At 39.9% G+C, this 17,929-nt stretch carries 17 protein-coding genes; 5 read left to right on the forward strand and 12 right to left on the reverse strand.

The genetic code is table 11. The annotated features are described in order from the left end of the window. The first annotated feature begins 72 nt into the window (after window positions 1–72). Window positions 73–351: a hypothetical protein gene (locus CTN01_RS10275; protein ID WP_005364766.1), complete on the forward strand. Its 279-nt coding sequence runs from the start codon at window positions 73–75 to the stop codon at window positions 349–351. Window positions 352–354: 3 nt separating this feature from the next. Here CTN01_RS10275 and CTN01_RS10280 read toward each other — a convergent pair whose 3' ends face one another. From CTN01_RS10280 to CTN01_RS10300, 5 genes are read right to left on the reverse strand one after another with little or no spacing between them, the layout of a single operon-like run. After that, window positions 355–1,296 carry a hydroxymethylglutaryl-CoA lyase gene (locus CTN01_RS10280; protein ID WP_045147439.1) on the reverse strand — a complete coding sequence of 314 codons (942 nt, stop codon included), beginning with the start codon at window positions 1,294–1,296 and terminating at the stop codon, window positions 355–357. Then, on the reverse strand, window positions 1,280–2,083 hold the full coding sequence (locus CTN01_RS10285; protein ID WP_045147437.1) for an enoyl-CoA hydratase-related protein: 804 nt from the start codon (window positions 2,081–2,083) through the stop codon (window positions 1,280–1,282). The genes CTN01_RS10280 and CTN01_RS10285 overlap by 17 nt, the downstream gene beginning before the upstream one ends. A 16-nt stretch (window positions 2,084–2,099) precedes the next feature. Continuing rightward, complete coding sequence (locus tag CTN01_RS10290; protein WP_045147435.1) at window positions 2,100–3,707, reverse strand: carboxyl transferase domain-containing protein; 1,608 nt, start codon at window positions 3,705–3,707, stop codon at window positions 2,100–2,102. A gap of 10 nt (window positions 3,708–3,717) precedes the next feature. Next, on the reverse strand, window positions 3,718–4,878 hold the full coding sequence (locus CTN01_RS10295) for an isovaleryl-CoA dehydrogenase (RefSeq protein ID WP_045147434.1): 1,161 nt from the start codon (window positions 4,876–4,878) through the stop codon (window positions 3,718–3,720). Between the two features lie 31 nt (window positions 4,879–4,909). Further along, the gene (locus CTN01_RS10300; RefSeq protein WP_045147433.1) at window positions 4,910–5,296 is read right to left on the reverse strand and encodes a MerR family transcriptional regulator; all 387 of its coding nucleotides are present in this window, start codon (window positions 5,294–5,296) and stop codon (window positions 4,910–4,912) included. 201 nt (window positions 5,297–5,497) lie between these two features. On the opposite strand from CTN01_RS10300, the gene CTN01_RS10305 reads away from it, so the two are divergent. The 3 genes from CTN01_RS10305 to CTN01_RS10315 all read left to right on the forward strand — a co-directional run bounded on the left by CTN01_RS10305 (window position 5,498) and on the right by CTN01_RS10315 (window position 8,873). Then, window positions 5,498–6,772, forward strand: coding sequence for a thiolase family protein (locus tag CTN01_RS10305; RefSeq protein ID WP_045147431.1), 1,275 nt, complete (start codon window positions 5,498–5,500; stop codon window positions 6,770–6,772). Window positions 6,773–6,812: 40 nt separating this feature from the next. After that, entirely contained in the window at window positions 6,813–8,012 is a 1,200-nt protein-coding gene (locus CTN01_RS10310) for an enoyl-CoA hydratase/isomerase family protein (protein ID WP_045147428.1), read from the forward strand. Between the two features lie 102 nt (window positions 8,013–8,114). Next, entirely contained in the window at window positions 8,115–8,873 is a 759-nt protein-coding gene (locus CTN01_RS10315; protein ID WP_005364780.1) for an SDR family oxidoreductase, read from the forward strand. A gap of 6 nt (window positions 8,874–8,879) precedes the next feature. Here CTN01_RS10315 and CTN01_RS10320 read toward each other — a convergent pair whose 3' ends face one another. Beyond that, window positions 8,880–8,972, reverse strand: a complete 93-nt coding sequence (locus CTN01_RS10320) for a 3-ketoacyl-ACP reductase (protein ID WP_105062703.1) — start codon at window positions 8,970–8,972, stop codon at window positions 8,880–8,882. Window positions 8,973–9,144: 172 nt separating this feature from the next. Here CTN01_RS10320 and CTN01_RS10325 point away from each other — a divergent pair, with 172 nt between their 5' ends. After that, the gene (locus tag CTN01_RS10325; protein ID WP_045147426.1) at window positions 9,145–10,026 is read left to right on the forward strand and encodes a VirK/YbjX family protein; all 882 of its coding nucleotides are present in this window, start codon (window positions 9,145–9,147) and stop codon (window positions 10,024–10,026) included. Here the strand turns inward: CTN01_RS10325 and phnR are convergent. The 6 genes from phnR to CTN01_RS10355 all read right to left on the reverse strand — a co-directional run bounded on the left by phnR (window position 10,023) and on the right by CTN01_RS10355 (window position 17,865). Further along, complete coding sequence (gene phnR, locus CTN01_RS10330; RefSeq protein ID WP_045147423.1) at window positions 10,023–10,724, reverse strand: phosphonate utilization transcriptional regulator PhnR; 702 nt, start codon at window positions 10,722–10,724, stop codon at window positions 10,023–10,025. The two genes, CTN01_RS10325 and phnR, sit on opposite strands and share 4 nt — an antisense overlap. A 130-nt stretch (window positions 10,725–10,854) precedes the next feature. Beyond that, on the reverse strand, window positions 10,855–12,525 hold the full coding sequence (locus CTN01_RS10335; protein ID WP_211317082.1) for a putative 2-aminoethylphosphonate ABC transporter permease subunit: 1,671 nt from the start codon (window positions 12,523–12,525) through the stop codon (window positions 10,855–10,857). A 108-nt stretch (window positions 12,526–12,633) separates the two neighbouring features. Next, on the reverse strand, window positions 12,634–13,707 hold the full coding sequence (locus tag CTN01_RS10340) for a putative 2-aminoethylphosphonate ABC transporter ATP-binding protein (RefSeq protein ID WP_045147420.1): 1,074 nt from the start codon (window positions 13,705–13,707) through the stop codon (window positions 12,634–12,636). Window positions 13,708–13,928: 221 nt separating this feature from the next. Further along, on the reverse strand, window positions 13,929–14,774 hold the full coding sequence (locus CTN01_RS10345) for a dimethyl sulfoxide reductase anchor subunit family protein (protein ID WP_045147419.1): 846 nt from the start codon (window positions 14,772–14,774) through the stop codon (window positions 13,929–13,931). Beyond that, window positions 14,771–15,403, reverse strand: coding sequence for a DMSO/selenate family reductase complex B subunit (locus tag CTN01_RS10350; RefSeq protein ID WP_045082261.1), 633 nt, complete (start codon window positions 15,401–15,403; stop codon window positions 14,771–14,773). Before CTN01_RS10350 ends, CTN01_RS10345 begins: the two co-directional genes overlap by 4 nt. Further along, entirely contained in the window at window positions 15,403–17,865 is a 2,463-nt protein-coding gene (locus CTN01_RS10355; protein WP_045082260.1) for a DmsA/YnfE/YnfF family dimethyl sulfoxide reductase, read from the reverse strand. Before CTN01_RS10355 ends, CTN01_RS10350 begins: the two co-directional genes overlap by 1 nt. Window positions 17,866–17,929: the final 64 nt, after the last annotated feature.

Genomic DNA, 17,929 nt, shown 5'->3' on the forward strand with positions numbered 1-17,929 from the left:
TCTAGAACTTAATGACGGTTTTAGATATTTCTGTTACCAATCATGTGAAACCAAGTGCACTCGAGGGAATATATGGACAGTTCAGAGATAGAAAGCATGAAGCGGGATATGTCAGTTAAAGTTCATGATATTTTTGATAACTTTGAAGAACATAATAATCGCTTACCAACGATGGAAGAGTTTCGCAGTATCTTTCATGATTGTGCTGATAACTATTTAGGCCCATTAGATAAACAAATTGTGGATGGTATTAATGCTAATTTAGAGCGTCAACGTATCCGAGAGCAACAGTTGTGGGATGCTGTGAATGAGCTTGAGTCTGAAGAACGAGTTCGTAGAGACGCAGAATAAAGTTTATGGGCGATGCGCCATAGCTAAAGTAACTTTAGACTGTGGGCGTATCCCCAATTGTTGGCAAAATGTCTGACTAACCAATGTGAATTTTTCTAAATCTATGCCAGTTTGGATGTTGAGACCTTGGCATAAGTAAATAACATCTTCTGTTGCTACATTACCACTTGCTCCTGGTGCGTATGGGCAACCACCTAATCCCGCAATACTACTGTCTATTGTAGTAATTCCCATCTGCATTGCTTGATAAATATTCGCTAATGCTTGTCCATAACTATTATGGAAATGGACGGCGATGGCTTTTGATTGAATATGCTGATTTACACATTCTAACATTGTAGCAACTCGTAATGGCGTTCCTGTTCCTATTGTGTCTCCCAGTGACACTTGATAACAGCCCATGTTGATGAGAGTCTTTGCAATTTCTGCGACTTGTTGCGGTGGTGTTTTTCCTTCGTACGGACAATCTATCACACAGGATAAATAAGCACGTACAGGTATTAAGTGTTGATGGGCTATCGCAATAACAGATTCAAATCGTCGAAGGCTTTCATCAATACTGGCGTGTATATTTTTTTGAGTGAAGGTTTCAGAGCAAGAAGTAAAGATAGCGACTTCATTGGCATTAACGTTAATGGCCGCTTCTAGCCCTTGTAAATTTGGAGTTAGAGCTGAGTAAAATATATTGGGATGACGTTGAATGTGCGAAAATACACTATCTGAATCAGCCATCGTTGGGATCATCTTTGGCGAAACAAATGCACCTGATTCGATATGTGTTAAACCTGTCTGACTCAATTCATTAATCAGCGCTATTTTAAGAGCTGTTGCTTTATCACCTAATTTTGAAAGGTGAGGTTCGTTTTGTAATCCATCACGGGGACCAACCTCAAAAACGGTAATAGCATCGGGTAGCGATAATTGAAGCTTATTCGTTAATGTCATTGGCTTTACTCCAACTTGGTGGGACTTTATCGAAAAAAGCTTGTATGCCTTCTTGTGCTTGTGGTGAACATCTGACTTTGGCGATTAATTCACTGGTATAACGAATTAAACACTGATCAATTATTGTGATTTCGCATTGTCTACATAAGGTTTTGACTGTTGCAAGAGCAGCTGGACTATTGGTTAAGATTTGTTGAATTATTACCTGTTTTTCTTGTTGTATATCATCACAAATATGATGAATTAAACCAAGTTCGTGTGCTTGTTCTACCGTGATTAACTCTGCGGTTAACATAAAACGTTTTGCTTGGCGGATACCTATCGCACGACAAACATACGGGGCAATTGTTGCAGGCACTAACCCTAACCTTACTTCACTTAAACAGAATTTAGCGTTGATACTTGCAATAGCAATATCACAGCAACAAATTAACCCTAATGCGCCCCCAAAAGCAGCACCTTGAACGACGGCAATGGTGGGAGCTGGAAAGTGATTGAGTTGATTTAGAAGTTCAGCAAGTTGAGCTGCATCTTTTTGATTATTTTCCTCTGTTTCTAAAGCAATGTTTTTCATCCAATGCAGATCAGCACCCGATGAAAAATGTTTACCATTGGCTTCAAGTAGTAGGCCGCGTATCTCTTTGTTTATTTTAAGTTGATTAAGGGCGGTGAGCAGATCACCGATGATTTCAGCATTGAAAGCATTCGATTTATCGACACGGTTTAAAGTAATGGTCGCGATATTATTAGGTGAAACCGACACTAAGATATTTGGTTGTGTTTTCATAATATGACCTAAAAAGTTACATGCGGAAAATACCAAATCGGGTTTCTTTTATAGGGACATGCTGAGTAATTGAAAGCGCCTGGGCTAATACATCACGTGTAGATTTAGGATCAATAATGCCGTCATCCCATAGCCTTGCACTGGCGAAGTAGGGATGACCTTGTTTGTCATAGAGTTCTAAAATCGGTTGTTTTATTTGTTGTTCGTCTTGCTCCGTCCACGGTTTATTTTCTCGTTGGCGGATAGCTTGAGTGATTTGTGATAAGACTTCAGCGGCTTGCTCACCACCCATGACGGATATGCGCGCATTAGGCCACATCCATAACAGAGTTGGATCATAAGCTCTTCCACACATGCCATAATTCCCTGCGCCGTATGAGCCTCCGATGATAACGGTAAATTTGGGCACATTGGCACAAGCAACAGCCATCACCATTTTTGCGCCGTGTTTTGCAATACCTTCTGCTTCAACCCGTTTACCAACCATAAATCCGGTGATGTTTTGTAAAAACAACAGAGGGATTTTCCGCTTACAGCATAGCTCAATAAAGTGAGCGCCTTTTTGTGCCGATTCTGAAAATAGAATGCCATTGTTAGCAATAATACCAACAGGGTGGCCTTCAATAGCTCCAAAGCCACAAACGAGGGTATTGCCATACATGGCTTTAAATTCGTCAAATTCAGAGTTGTCGACTAAACGGGCGATGAGCTCTTTAATATCAAATGGAATACGGATATTGGTACCCACTATGCCGTAGATGTCATCCATGCTGTATTTCGGTGGGGATGCAGTGGAATTATGATGAGTGTTTGCACTTGGTATATTGCAACTGGCAATAGCATCACGTGCAAGATTCAATGCATGGGGTTCATCATTAGCATAGTAATCAGCAAGACCTGATGTTTTACAATGAACATCGGCACCGCCTAATTCTTGTGCTGTTACTTCTTCACCTGTTGCTGCTTTTACTAAAGGGGGACCAGCTAAATAGATTGTTGCTTGATCTTTTACCATGATAGACACATCAGCCATAGCTGGAATGTATGCGCCACCTGCAGTGCAAAGCCCCATAACAACAGCAATTTGAGGGATCCCTTTCGCTGACATTTGGGCTTGATTGAAAAAGATACGACCAAAATGATCTTTATCGGCAAAAACTTCGGCTTGGTGTGGTAGGTTAGCACCGCCTGAATCAACAATATAAATACAGGGAAGATGACACTTTTCAGCGATTTCTTGGGCTCTAAGGTGTTTCTTTACCGTTAGTGGGAAATATGTTCCACCCTTAACCGAAGGATCATTAGCAATGATCATACACGCATGCTGGTGGATGTAGCCAATGCCAGTAATAATGCCAGCACAAGGAACGGCTTCGCTATAGACATTTAGTGCGGCAAAAGGTGCAATTTCTAACCATGGACTGTGTTTATCAAGTAACTGATGAATTCTTTGTCTTACTGGTTGCTTACCTTGTTTTTTTTGATGTGATAATGCCGATTCTCCACCACCTTGATGGATTATCTCTAGGTGGTTATTTAAGTCGTCAACCAACAATTGCATCTCATCCTTATTGTTTTTGAACCATTGGCTGGTTGTATCTACTTTTGAGGTAAGTTGAGCCATGGCTTACTCCTTAGCGAGCTGATTCTGAGAATAATTCACGTCCAATTAGCATGCGTCTTATCTCTGAAGTTCCTGCACCAATTTCATAAAGTTTGGCATCTCGTAATAAACGTCCGGCAGGGTAATCATTGATATAGCCATTACCACCGAGTATTTGAATAGTTTCTAACGCCATTTTCGTGGCTAGTTCAGCACTGAGCAAAATCACTCCAGCTGCATCTTTACGGGTGACTTCACCGCGGTCACAGGCTTTTGCTACGGTGTAAACATAACTGCGAGCAGCATTGAGTTGGGTATACATGTCTGCAACTTTAGCTTGGATTAGTTCAAATTCACCAATCGCTTTGCCAAATTGCTTTCGTTCATGTATGTAAGGGATCACGACATCCAAACATGATTGCGCAATACCGAGTGGGCCGGCGGCAAGTACTACGCGCTCGAAGTCTAATCCACTCATTAAGACTTTTGCGCCGCGGTCGACGTCACCCAGTACATTTTGTTTCGGTACTTTGCAGTTAATAAAAACTAACTCGCAAGTATTTGAGCCACGCATTCCTAATTTGTTGAGCTTTTGCGCAGTAGAAAAACCATCAAATTGTGATTCGATAATAAAGGCGGTGATTGCTTTGGCTGAGGTGCGGGCATACACCACAAGCGTATTGGCCTCTGGTCCATTAGTGATCCACATTTTATTACCGTTGAGAACAAAATGATCGCCGTGATTTTCTGCTTTTAACTGCATACTCATAACATCAGATCCAGCATTGACTTCACTCATTGCCAGTGCACCAATATGTTCTCCAGTGATTAATGCAGGCAGGTATTGTTGTTTCTGAGCATCATTACCATTTCTAAAGATTTGATTGGCACATAAGTTGGAATGGGCACCGTAGCTTAATCCGATTGAGGCAGAAGCACGGCTGATCTCTTCCATCACGATAACATGCTCTAAATAGCCCATAGCAGCCCCACCGTATTGTTCACCAATGGTGACGCCAAGTAAGCCCATTTGACCTAATGATTGCCAAAGATAGTGGGGAAATTGATTATCTTGATCTATTTCGTTAGCGATAGGGGCAATATATTCAGCTGCATATAAGTTAACTTGTTCGCGCAGCATATTGGCAGTATCACCTAAATCAAAGTTGAGCGGTGCGTATTGGCTATTCATGGTAAAGCCTCCTTTGCGGGAACAGTTGTGACTACTTGTTTTTGTATAGGTCTGATTTTATTAAGGCGTGCTTGCAGCGTTTTTTTGCGCGTTCAAGTTCAATAAGAGTGATATCAATATCAGCGCGTTGATGAGTTAGTTGTCGTTGTTTTTGATCGATGATATCGATCATAGAAAGTAGCTGATCATGGCTTTTATTGTCATCGTATAAACTGAAGAGTTCCCCGATCTCTTGTAAAGAAAAGCCTAAACGCTTACCGCGAAGTATTAAACCGAGCCGAATTTTATCTCGCCGTCCATAGACACGGTTTACGCCGTCTCGTTTCGGTGAAAGCAAGCCTATATCTTCATAAAAGCGAATACTGCGTGGTGTTATTTTAAATTCGTTTGCAAGCTCGCTGATTTTGAAAGTCATCACATTGAGTCTCCTGCAACGTTAGATAGGTAAAAACTTTTCACCTATCGGTTAAGCAGAGCAGTGATTTTGAGTATTAAAATCCCAGCCAATGTTTCTTAACGTTTACGTAAATGTTAGTGCTATGCTTACAAAAGCGTCAAGAAATCCCCTAATATTCCTGCAAGGCAATGTTTTCTAAATTGACGTAAAGAGGTGATTGGTATGAGTAAGGATATTCTGATCGTTGCTGCTAAAAGAACGCCAATTGGGAGTTTTCAAGGCGATTTACGGCATTTTTCAGCATCTCAGCTGGGCAGTATTGTTATTGAAGCAGCATTACGAGATGTTAAACGTGCTCAGCCAACAGATACTACTCAAGAACATAATAGTGAGATGGAGTATGAGCACATTGCACAATTGATTGATGAAGTCTTTATGGGGTGTGTGTTAACGGCAGGTGTTGGGCAAGCACCTGCAAGACAAGCTGCTTTGATGGCAAAAATTCCTATATCGGTTGCTTGTACAACGATAAACAAAGTTTGTGGCTCTGGGTTAAAATCTATCTTATTGGCTTGCGATATGATTAAAGCTGGGGCGATTCGAACGGCTGTAGCAGGGGGCATGGAGAGCATGACCAATGCCCCTTATTTACTCACAGACAGCCGAAATGGTATGCGAATAGGCCATAAAGCGGTACTGGATCATTTATACCTAGATGGATTGCAAGATGCATTTGATGGGCATTTAATGGGCGTTTATGGCCAACAAACGGCGAGTAAGTATGATATTTCACGCGAAACCATGGATGAGTGGGCTATAAGGTCAATCAATAAAGCCCGAGAAGCGGATAATAGTCAGGCATTTCACGCTGAAATTGTCCCTATTACCGCCCAGAGTAAAAAAGCCTTGATGACAGTTGAAAAAGATCAGCACCCAAATGAAGTTAACCCAAAGAAAATACCAAATCTCCCACCTTTATTTTCTCAACACGGTGAACAAGGCACGATCACAGCTGCTTCATCAAGTGCTATTGGTGACGGCGCTGCAGCTCTAGTGTTAATGGAAGCAGAGCAAGTTCGCCGACAAGGCTTAGATCCTCTGGCGACAATTAAAGGGTATGCAAGTCATAGTCGTGATCCTGATGAGTTTACCATTGCACCTATTCATGCCATTAACCAATTATTAGATGATCTTAATTGGTCCATTGATGATGTTGATTTGTGGGAAATTAACGAAGCTTTTGCTGTGGTGACAATTGCCGCGATAGAGCAGTTAGGTATTGATGCTGAAAAAGTGAATGTTAACGGTGGAGCTTGTGCATTAGGCCATCCAATAGGCGCTACAGGAACAAGAGTCGTGGTGACATTAACCCATGCATTACGACAAAAAGTGCAAATGTTGAGTAGCACTAAAATTAAAACGCTTAAAGGTGTTGCTGCTGTATGTGTTGGCGGAGGGGAAGCATTAGCAATTGCGATTGAAGTTGATGTTAAATAGTATGACATTGAAGAGTGTAATGAAGTTGAAGGAGTAAGTGATGACAGGAATGGTTAATGTTTCTTATATCCGTTGTACTGATGGACATAGTATTGGTGTATTAGAGCTGGATAATCCATCATCGCTTAATGCACTTACGTTAAATATGCATAAAACGATTTACCAGTATTTACAGCTTTGGCGTGAAGATGAAAGCATTGTTGCTGTAATTTTTAAATCGAAGGGTGATCGTGCTTTTTGTGCGGGTGGGGATGTGCGCAGTATGTATTATGCAATGGAAAATGATCCTGCTTTAAATCATCAACATAAGCCACCACAAATAGATTTAGATCAAATCGATAGCCACGTAGCTAAACCGTTTTTAACTGAATATTTCTCTGTCGAATATAGTTGTAATTTACTCATCCATCACTACAACAAACCCGTTATTGCGTGGGGACATGGGTTCATCATGGGGGGAGGGTTAGGTTTATATATAGGCGCAAGTCACCGCGTTGCTTTACCTAATACAGTATTAGCGATGCCAGAAATAACTATTGGCTTATACCCTGATGTTGGTGCGACATGGTTTTTAAATCAGCTTCCTGCTGGTATCGGTTTGTTTTTGGGATTAACAGGCGCACGTGTCAATGTTTGTGATGCTCGTGATTTAGCGATGGTTGATCATATTGTTTCAAATAATGCTTACGATAATGTCGTCAGACAGTTAAAGGATTACCCATGGTCAACAGTATTGGCTGATACACAAAGTCAGCCATTGGTATCCGAAGTAGTCTCGACCATATTAAATAACAGTGCTGTAGAAGCGCACTCCGTGTTACCAGCAAATCAATTAATGCCATACTTTGCGCAAATTCAGGCGGCCTGTTTTTCCCAATCATTACCTACTATTTACGAACAGATTAATGCCATTGATGGTTTAGGGCTCTGGATTGAGACTGCAAAAAAGGCAATGAATGCAGGTAGCCCTATTACCGCACATATCTGTTTTAAACAAATACAGGACTATAAAGATGTATCTTTACTAGACTGTATAAAAATGGAATTGGGCCTTTCAGTGAATTGTGGTTTGTTGGGTGAGTTTAAAGAAGGTGTCCGAGCGCATTTAATTGATAAAGATTATACGCCTAACTGGATTTATTCATCAGTAAGTGATGTTGATACAAAAATCGTTGAGCAAATATTTACACCTATCTGGTCTGAGCATGAAAATCCACTTAATCAGGTGAATATTAGCTAACTATTTATAATAACTTAGTTTTTATGAATAGAATTATTGTGATAGTCAAATATACGTTAAAGTAGCAAAGTCAAAAATTTTGTTTTAATTCAGGAGCAATAAATGAATATTGAGAATAGCGTTGTTGTCATTACCGGTGCTAGTCAAGGTCTAGGCCAGATGATGGCTGTAACTCTAGCTCAAATGGGCGCTGAATTGGCTTTAATTGATATCAACTCAGCTGGGCTACGTCAAACGCAAGATCAGTGCCATATGCTAAATAGTAAAGCAATGATCTATGAGGCTGACGTAACAAGCGAAGAGGAAGTTGTTCAAGCATTTGCGCATATTATTGAAGATTTCGGTCATATTAATGTCTTAATTAACAATGCTGGTATTCTTGATGATGGCTTGCTGGTTAGTGAAAGTAATGACGTATTAACGAAAATGCCTTTAGAACAATTTCAAACGGTGATGGATGTTAATGTTACTGGTTCATTTTTGTGTGGACGAGAAGCTGCTGAAAAGATGATCAAAACTGGATCACAAGGCGTTATTATTAACATTTCAAGTGTCGCTAGAGCAGGAACATTAGGCCAAACTAACTACGCGGCATCAAAAGCTGCAGTTGCAACTATGGCTGTGGGTTGGTCTAAAGAGTTAGCAAAATATGGTATTCGTGTTGCTGCAATTGCTCCCGGTTTGATTGATACTCCTTTAACAGACCAATTGAAGCCCGAAGTGCTTGAAAAAATGAAGGCGTCAGCACCTTTAGAGCGTGTTGGTGAGCCTGAAGAGGTTGCTCATACAGTGAAGTATATTATTGAGAATGACTACTTCACTGGGCGTATTCTCGAAATTGATGGTGGTATGCGTTTATAACGTTAATTAACCGTAAAACATCGCATATAGTGCCATACCTCCGCCAGCTACAAACATAACCATAGAGACAGTAAAGGCGAATTTAGCAAGGTATGGCATTAATTTTTCCATGATATTACTCTGTTTATCGTTCTGAATAACAGATATTACCTTCCATCTTCGTGTTAGTGAAGAAAATTCATATCCAAAAAATAAAACACTATATTTATCTTTTAATTCTTATTTGGTATAAACTCAAGGAAAATTAACACAAATAAGACAAACATATCACATGAGCATATTGAACTCTGCAAAACAGGCCTATAAGCATAAAAATCACGGTAAAACATTGTCTATCGCTAAATATGCGTTCAGGGCAATGGTGTATTCACGCCAATATAAAGAACTCGCTCATTTCTTTTCAAATGCCCAACGACAAGAAATCATTGAGCAACAACCTGAATTTTTAATGCGCTTTACAAAACCCTATTTGGCTACGTGTTTTTCTAAAAATCAAATTGTTGAGGTTTTAAAAAAACATTATAACTGGATGGAAAGCCATTTTTCAGATTCAGCTCGACATACTATTTATGCTGATGAATTAGAGCTTTATAGCTTTGATATTGAAGAAAATTCCTATCAAGTTAAACTAAGTTTTGATCATACTTATCGTCGCGAGGGTGAGTTAGCGTTAATACTGACAGATAGCAACGATCACCGTTATTACGCTATCGCATTTACCGTTATTGACAATGATATTTATGTCGGTTGTATGCAAGGTGGTGCTAACGATAATGGATTTAGCCGCTTATTTACGAAAGCTTTTTATGGCTTACGACCAAAGTCATTTATGGTTGAAACCTTACGTTTATTTGCTAACGATATGAATATTGAGCATATCTATGCGGTTAAAAATAGTGCACATGTATACACCGCTAAGCGTTATGGTAAAAAAGCGTCAACGATTAATCTTAACTATGACCAATTATGGCAAGAGCATAATGGTGAAGAGTTCAATGATGACTTCTATTTGTTACCATTACACACAGAGCGTCGCGCAATGGAAGATATTAAACGACCAAAGCGTAAAATGTATCGCGAACGCTATGCGTGGTTAGATGAATACGATCAAGAATTGAAAGAAAAGCTAGACGCAGTTTCTATCGTTCACTAGGTGTTCTTTAAAGTGGCAAGTGATTGAATACATATTGCGTCATGGCGCCAATATTCCAAGTCACAGTCAATAAGATTATTATATTGATCGTAATTTAAACGTTCTACAAACATAGCAGGGCTACCTGCTGTAGCACGTAGCGCTGTCGCTGTAGAGCCTGTTAATGAAGTAGTGCTCACACGATAGCGCGTTTTTGAATATATACGATTGAATTGCTCGCGGTAAATAATACTGAGAGAGTGCGTAAAATCGGTTTCCAGTAAGTTTGGAAAGAATGACGGTAAGATGTAGTTGGTTACCACAACGACTGGACGATTATCGAGAAAACGTAAACGCTTGATTCGATACAATTCATCTTCAGTACTCGTTTGTAGTAATTGTGCTACTTGCTTATTGGGTTTGACTAATTCCGCTGAGAGTAACTCCGATCGGGGAGTGCGACCTTGTACCATCGCCATTGCAGGAAACTCTGTGGTGTTCGTTGGATCATAAATTAATGGTTGTGGTGATATAAACCATCCACGACGATCCTCTCTAAAGAGTTTTCCCTCCGACTCAAGTAACGAAAGTGCTTCTCTCAAGGTAATACGAGTTGTATTAAATGATTCTGCCAATTTCCTTTCTGATGGCAGCTTTTGTCCTAATTGACCTGATTCAATTTGTTCAAAGATAGCTTCCTTGATCTTTAAATATTGCACTAAACCACTCTCTTCTTGCTCGTGTCGAATTTAATTTTTCTATCCATTAAACAGTATTATATGTATATAAAATACAATTATAAAAGAATTAATATACAAGAGGGCAAGGGTTCGCTTGCCCTTATATTATTCAGCGTTTTCGCCATGTTTGTGTTGTTTTTTCAAGTAATTTACTAACACCGACATAGCTTATTTTTACCAGTGCAGTTGTGATTAATAACATCACGGCCATTGCAGCTGCTGGTCCTGTTTGTCCAGCTTCATCCATATTAAGTACGGAAACTGACGCTGGCATAGTATCTGTTGAATATAAAAATATAATCGCAGAGGTTGTCGTCATTGCATTAACAAACAAATAGACAAAAATATCTAGAATTGCAGGAGCACACACAGGTAAAGTAACTTTAAAGAACGCTTTATATTGTGGCAGTTTTAGTGATGCAGAAATAGCTTCGATCTCTGCTGGTAATTGTTTTAATGCGGTGACTGCGGTCATATGTCCCACGGTGTAATAATGCATTACAGTATTAATGACCAGAATAGTAAGTTTGCCGTAAATAATAGTTAGCGGGTTCGCGCTATTGTTGAAAAAGAAAATATAACCTAAACCAAGTACCATTCCCGGAACTGCCATTGGAATAATTGCAAACATTTGTAGTAATTGACGAAGCGGACCCAGACAGCGTCCTTTTTCAATACAGTATGCACCTAGAAAAATGGTTATTGTTCCGAAAACGGCAACCAATAAGCCTAACTTAATCGAATTAAAATATGGTTCCCAACCGGATGCACTAAATTGCGCAAAGTTATAATTATGAAGACTAAGGGTAGTATTCCATGGCCAAAATGTGACGAGTGAGCCGTAAATCGCCATACCAATAATTGTTATAATAACGAGACAAATAAGGCTACAAAAAATAAAGCATAACCCATCTCGGATAAAGTTAGCTTGAGGCACATAAGCGACAGAGCGAGAGTCAAATAGCCCTTTTTGTTTTTTCTGTACCCAACGATCAGCCGTAAAAGCAAGAATTGCTGGCACCAGTAACGCAACACTGGTTACCGCACCCATCTCAAAGTTTTGTTGGCCAACTACTTGTTTGAAAATATCAGTTGCCAGAATGTTATAGCTACCGCCGATAACCTTAGGTACTGAAAAATCACATACAACAAGTGTAAATACCACAATCAACGCACTTATCACGCCGTATTTTGCGCCTGGTAGCGTAACGATAAAAAAGGTTTTTAATGGCGAAGTATTAAGAGCTTTTGCTGCTTCATATAATCTTGCATCTGAGGTACGAAGTGACGTTTTGATGATCATCAAAGCATGAGGAAAACACCAGAAGGTTAAACCAATCGTTATACCGATAGGGCCATAAATGGAGTGTCCCATTAGAAGTTCTTTAGCAATACCTTGATTACCTAAGATATAGATTAAACTGAGTGCTGGTAATAGAGAAGGTGCAAGGATTGGCGCAGTTCCTAAAACACTAAATAACCCTTTAAATGGCATACAACTTCGGGTTAGTGCATATGCGTAAAAAAAAGCAAATAGACCAACGAGAGAAGTGACAGTAACACCAATAACGAGCGTGTTTCTGATTGATTGCCATACTGAAGAATATGAAAAATACTCCACAAAGTTGGCTAAACCAACAAATTGTCCAGCTTCGTTTTGCATACTTTTCTGAAGCATAGAAAAGAGTGGCGCAATAACAAAAATCCCCATCATTACCAAAAGTAGAATGAGTATGACCGCGACAATAACATTGTTCTTGGTGACAGTATTTTTTAACATTGCCAAACGCACATTAAGTGGTAGTGATGTTATTTGATGACGACTATTTGGAATTGCTTTAGCTGGAAGTAAAGAAGCCATAATCATTGATCCTTTAAAATTATTAAATCACTGAGCTTTAAAAATGTGGGTATATTGCTGAGTGATATTTACGAAGAGGAAATGACCTTCCTTAATGGCAAGACGTCGTAGTTCTCTGATTGGTACATCGACTTTAATATTTTTAGCGGGGTTATAGCCTTGTAATCGACAATTTGCGCGAACGTAAGTGCCTTGAAATTCTAAATCTTCAACTTGAACAGGGATCGAGGATGCTGATTGTTGATTATTATCGGTGAAATGAAGATCTTCTGGGCGCAGCCCTAATTCAATACGTTGCCCACGATTAAGGTGCTCGTTCGGTGAAGGTAACAAAGTTTCACCAATTCGGATGTTATCGTCACTCACAACAGATGCATCTATAAAGTTCATGCTACCAACAAACTCTGCGACAAAGCGTGAAGCGGGATTTTGATAGATTTCTTCAGGTGTACCAACTTGCTCAATGACACCGTGATTCATTACAACAATTCTGTCAGCCATTGATAGGGCTTCTTCTTGATCGTGAGTCACCATGATTGTGGTAATGCCAAGTTTACGTTGAAGTTGGCAAATTTCATCACGAAGGTGTGTTCGTACTTTTGCATCTAATGCGGATAGAGGCTCATCGAGTAATAGTAACCCCGGTGACAAGGCGAGTGCGCGAGCTAGCGCAATACGTTGTTGTTGACCACCCGATAATTGGCTTGGGTACTTTTCGCCTGAATCTGGCAATCCAATGAGCTCTAACCAATATGTGACAATGTCACTAGCTGTTTTATGAGATTTGCCTTGGTTACGTAAGCCTAATGCAATATTTTCTGATACCGTTAGGTTTGGGAAGAGGGCATAAGATTGAAATACTATACCGAAATCACGCTTTTCAGGCGCAAGGAAAGTCGTGTCCTTACCATCTTGAGTGATATGACCTGAGCTCGCGATATCCATGCCAGCAATTGCACGAAGTAATGTTGTTTTACCGCAACCAGAAGGGCCTAGAAAACAAATAAACTCCCCCTTATTGATAGCGAGGGAGATATTCTTTAAGGCAGTGAATTGACCAAAGTGCTTACAAAGCTTGTCAATTTGGAGATATGTACTCATGGTGATAACTCATGCTAATTGGTATATACCAAATTTAGTCTTCAAGAGTTACACTTCAATGACGTAAGTTTTACGCAAATAAGACAGTTTATATTTGCGCTATATTAGGAAAGGTCAGTATGTTTTTGCAAAAAATATATAAAAGGGTGCTGACTGATAACAAATATACATCTGATTAGTCTATCAACACCCTCTAGTGTTATCTCGCCTTATTCAACGTATCAAATAAGACCGACGGTGAAATGTAATCCGTAAAAAACACCACGTCCAATTATCTCAGCAATAAACATCGCGATAAACGCGAGTAAACCGAGTTTGGTTGTAAGTGAAGCTTTAAAGGCCGATGTTAGCCATAATCCAGCCGCAATAACTAATAAAGTTAAACGCGTAACTATTGAACCAGAGTAGCTTGCTAAATGGCTAGCACCTGATTGAATTGACGTAGTTATCTCAGCTATATCAACTAATTGCCATGCTGTAACAATGAGGTGTAGAGCAATAATGATTACGCCTAAGATAGCCAATTTTACATTTAGTTCACGGCTTGATGAGTTTGTTAAGTTTAGTAATACATATGCTAATAGTATTCCTGACATTAATACGGTGCCAATGAATTCAACATAAGTAAAACTACTGTTCCAAACTGGCACTGTATTTATTAAATAAACTTTGACCATTGCTGCCATAAAGATAATACCAGCAATTGAAACAACAATACGAGCAAGCTTTAAAATAGACTCGCTGACGACTTTAAACAGATCAGCAAGCCAGTAAATTCCACCAAGAGCAAAAAATAGGCTTCCCGTTAAAATCTCATTTGAGAGGCCAGAATGTCCAACACGGTTTAATGCATTAAATGCACGTAATGGACTGCCTAAGTGCATTGTTGAAGCTGCAAATCCAACGGCCATAAATGCCCATAAGATAAACATACTTAGAACAATAGGGCGACGCTGCTTAAATGTTGCTCCCATCGCAGACAGACGAGAAGCCATGATGATATAACCACCAACAGCTGTCTGTGCTAGAACGGTAAATATGACTAGGGGTAATTCAGGATAAATCATGATTTAACCTCTCTAGGGTTTTGTAAAAATCCGCTAGTATCACCAACAGGTTTACCATTTGGATTTAATTTAATGATCAAATTCGGGTGCGTAATACTTGAATCTGGCAACGGCGCACAATTTGCGTTATTACCATATTTTTTACGCAGTTCACTGATCTCACCAAATTCGATGGCACGCAGTGGACAACTATCAACACAAATTGGCATCAGCCCTTCAGCAACACGTTCAAAACAGCCATCACACTTTGTCATGTGGCCTTTTTCTTCACTGTATTGTGGTGCACCGTATGGACAAGCCATATGGCAGTATTTACAACCAATGCAGACGTCTTCGTTAACAACAACTAGACCATCTTCTTCACGCTTATGCATTGCACCAGATGGGCAAACTTTTGTACATGCAGGATCTGAACAGTGATTGCATGAAATTGAAAGATAGTAAGAGAAAACATCTTGGCGGAAAACGCCGTTATTTTCACTCCAGTTACCACCAACATATTCATAAATACGGCGGAAGTTACGGTCTATACCTAGATCTTTATTATCTTTACATGAAAGCTGACAGGTTTTACAGCCAGTACATTTACTGGAATCGATGTAAAAGCCATATTGTTTCTTAGGTGTCATTATGAAGCTCCCATGCTTTTCACTAGTTTAACTTCAACAAGGTTGGTATGAGATGGATTCGACTTTGCCAGTGGGCTAGGTCGGCTGGTGGTCAATACGTTAATTGAACCCGCTTGATCAACACCTTTACTGTTCGGAGAGTACCAAGCACCTTCGCCTAGTGCTGTAACATGCGGCATAATACGCGGTGTTACTTTCACTCGAACATTCAATTCACCTTGTTTGCTTCTCACATTGACAAGATCACCATTTTTAATGCCACGAGATTGAGCATCAATAGGGTTCATCCATAGCTCTTGTGGTGCTGCGGCTTTTAACAAGGCAACGTTGCCATAAGTAGAGTGGGCACGAGCTTTATAGTGGAAACCTGTAAGTTGTAGTGGGTATTCTTTACGATCTTTTGAATCCCAACCATTAAAGGTGGAATGGTATTCAGGGATAGGCGTAATATGCTCATCACTGTCTAATTCCCATTCTTTAGCAATGGTCGCTAATTGCTCTGAATAGATTTCAATTTTACCTGACGGTGTCGGCAATGGATTCGCTTCAGGGTTTGCACGGAAATCTTCGTAAGGAACATGTGGACGTTCAAATTGTTTTTTGTAGATCCCTTGCTTACGCATTGTGTCGTAATCTGGAAGATGCGGATCGTTATTTTGTTTAACGGTTTCGGCATACATCCATTGTAACCATTCTTCTTGCGTACGACCTTCAGTAAAGGCTTCTTCAACACCCATACGCTTCGCTACACCCGTCATGATGTCGTAAATAGGTTTACACTCAAAGCGTGGTTTAATTGCTTGGCTTGCGAAAATAAAGTAAGGCATTGATGCCGCTGCGCCATCCATACAGAAGTCAGACTGTTCGGAAGTTGTACAATCAGGTAGCACAATATCGGCATATTTTGCAGATGATGTCATGTGATTATCGATAACAACAATCATCTCACACGCTTTTTCATCTTGTAGGATGTCATGGGTACGGTTGATATCAGAATGCTGGTTGATTAAACAGTTACCCGCATAGTTCCAAATAAACTTAATTGGGTTATTAAGCTTTTCTGCACCTAAAAGACCATCCGTTTTATCTGTCATTTCATGAGCACGGAAAATAGCGTCCGTCCACAGGAACATTGGGATGGCTGTTTTGATTGGGTTTTCTACTTTAGGAAAACGAACAAAAGGATAGCTATGGTTGCCTTCACGAGCACCAGTACCACCACCTTGAAGGCCTACTTGACCTCTCAGTAGAGATAACATCATGATTGCTTTACAGGCTTGTTCGCCATTAGCAGAGCGTTGTAAACCCCAACCTTGAGTAATATAAATACGATTAGAATTGCCAATTTCGCGGGCTAATTTAATGATTATATCGCTTGGAATACCTGTAATAGGAGCAGCCCATTCTGGTGTTTTAGCTGTATTATCGTTGCCATTACCCAGAATATAATCTTTATAGCTACCATTTTTAGGCGCTGATGCTGGAAGGGTTTTCGCATCATAACCAACACAATACTTATCAAGGAAAGCTTGGTCGACTTTGTTTTCGGTGATCAATACATGGGCAATCGCAGCGCACAATGCAGCATCAGTACCATGTTTAATCGGAACCCATTGATCTTCTCGACCACCTGCGGTGTCCGTATAGCGAGGATCAATACAAATAGTGCGAGTATGATTGATCTTTTGTCCATCAACGAAACTATGAACCTGACCACCACCAGACATGCGTGTTTCAGCTGGATTGTTACCAAACATGATACATAAGTCGGCATTTTGAACGTCATCAATACTGTTGTTATCAACAAATGAGCCGTAAAAGAATTCACTCATACGTTCAATATTAGCGGCAGAATAATCACCGTAATGGTTAAGGTAGCCACCACATAAGTTCATCATTCGAGCAATTAACGTACTTGAAGGATCCCAACTTTTAGTAACAGTGCCACCAAGGGTACCTGTGCCGTAATTTAGGTAAACAGCGTCATTTCCATACTCTTTAATGGTATGTTTAAGACTATTACCAATAATATCAAAAGCTTCATCCCAGCTAATACGTTGGAACTTACCTTCACCGCGTTTACCAATACGTTTTAATGGATATTTTAAGCGGTCGGGATTATAAACGCGTTGACGCATTGAACGTCCACGTAAACAAGCTCTGACTTGATGTGAATGGTTGAAAATGTCGTCACCAGTATTATCTGTTTCAACATATTTTATTTCACCATCAACAACATGCATTCGTAATGGGCATCGAGAACCACAGTTTACAGTACAAGATGACCAGACGATTTTTTCATTAGGCTTAGTAGGTGTTTCTTTTGCTAGTGCTTTTACGCTGGTGAATGGTAGGGACATTCCGCCAACACTCGCAGCTAATAAAGAGCCACTTTTCAATACATTACGTCGAGTAATGCTCAATGACTTTTTTAAGTTAGACACGATATTTCCTTGGGACATTGCTTATTTGAAGTTTGCAATTATCCCTATTTGGAATGTTCGTTTATTGTTTTATATCAATATA

Source organism: Photobacterium angustum (assembly GCF_003026365.1).
In the GTDB taxonomy this organism is placed as follows: Bacteria; Pseudomonadota; Gammaproteobacteria; order Enterobacterales; family Vibrionaceae; genus Photobacterium; species Photobacterium angustum.

Bases quoted from the DNA above. Each gene is read 5' to 3' on its own strand.
- CTN01_RS10280 (WP_045147439.1), bottom strand. From the start codon at position 1,296: ATGACATTAACGAATAAGCTTCAATTATCGCTACCCGATGCTATTACC.
- CTN01_RS10345 (WP_045147419.1), bottom strand. From the start codon at position 14,774: ATGATTTATCCTGAATTACCCCTAGTCATATTTACCGTTCTAGCACAG.
- CTN01_RS10290 (WP_045147435.1), bottom strand. From the start codon at position 3,707: ATGGCTCAACTTACCTCAAAAGTAGATACAACCAGCCAATGGTTCAAA.
- CTN01_RS10285 (WP_045147437.1), bottom strand. From the start codon at position 2,083: ATGAAAACACAACCAAATATCTTAGTGTCGGTTTCACCTAATAATATC.
- CTN01_RS10355 (WP_045082260.1), bottom strand. From the start codon at position 17,865: ATGTCCCAAGGAAATATCGTGTCTAACTTAAAAAAGTCATTGAGCATT.
- CTN01_RS10335 (WP_211317082.1), bottom strand. From the start codon at position 12,525: ATGTTAAAAAATACTGTCACCAAGAACAATGTTATTGTCGCGGTCATA.
- CTN01_RS10320 (WP_105062703.1), bottom strand. From the start codon at position 8,972: ATGCCATACCTTGCTAAATTCGCCTTTACTGTCTCTATGGTTATGTTT.
- CTN01_RS10295 (WP_045147434.1), bottom strand. From the start codon at position 4,878: ATGAATAGCCAATACGCACCGCTCAACTTTGATTTAGGTGATACTGCC.
- CTN01_RS10310 (WP_045147428.1), top strand. From the start codon at position 6,813: ATGACAGGAATGGTTAATGTTTCTTATATCCGTTGTACTGATGGACAT.
- CTN01_RS10350 (WP_045082261.1), bottom strand. From the start codon at position 15,403: ATGACACCTAAGAAACAATATGGCTTTTACATCGATTCCAGTAAATGT.
- CTN01_RS10325 (WP_045147426.1), top strand. From the start codon at position 9,145: ATGAGCATATTGAACTCTGCAAAACAGGCCTATAAGCATAAAAATCAC.
- CTN01_RS10315 (WP_005364780.1), top strand. From the start codon at position 8,115: ATGAATATTGAGAATAGCGTTGTTGTCATTACCGGTGCTAGTCAAGGT.
- CTN01_RS10275 (WP_005364766.1), top strand. From the start codon at position 73: ATGGACAGTTCAGAGATAGAAAGCATGAAGCGGGATATGTCAGTTAAA.
- CTN01_RS10340 (WP_045147420.1), bottom strand. From the start codon at position 13,707: ATGAGTACATATCTCCAAATTGACAAGCTTTGTAAGCACTTTGGTCAA.
- CTN01_RS10305 (WP_045147431.1), top strand. From the start codon at position 5,498: ATGAGTAAGGATATTCTGATCGTTGCTGCTAAAAGAACGCCAATTGGG.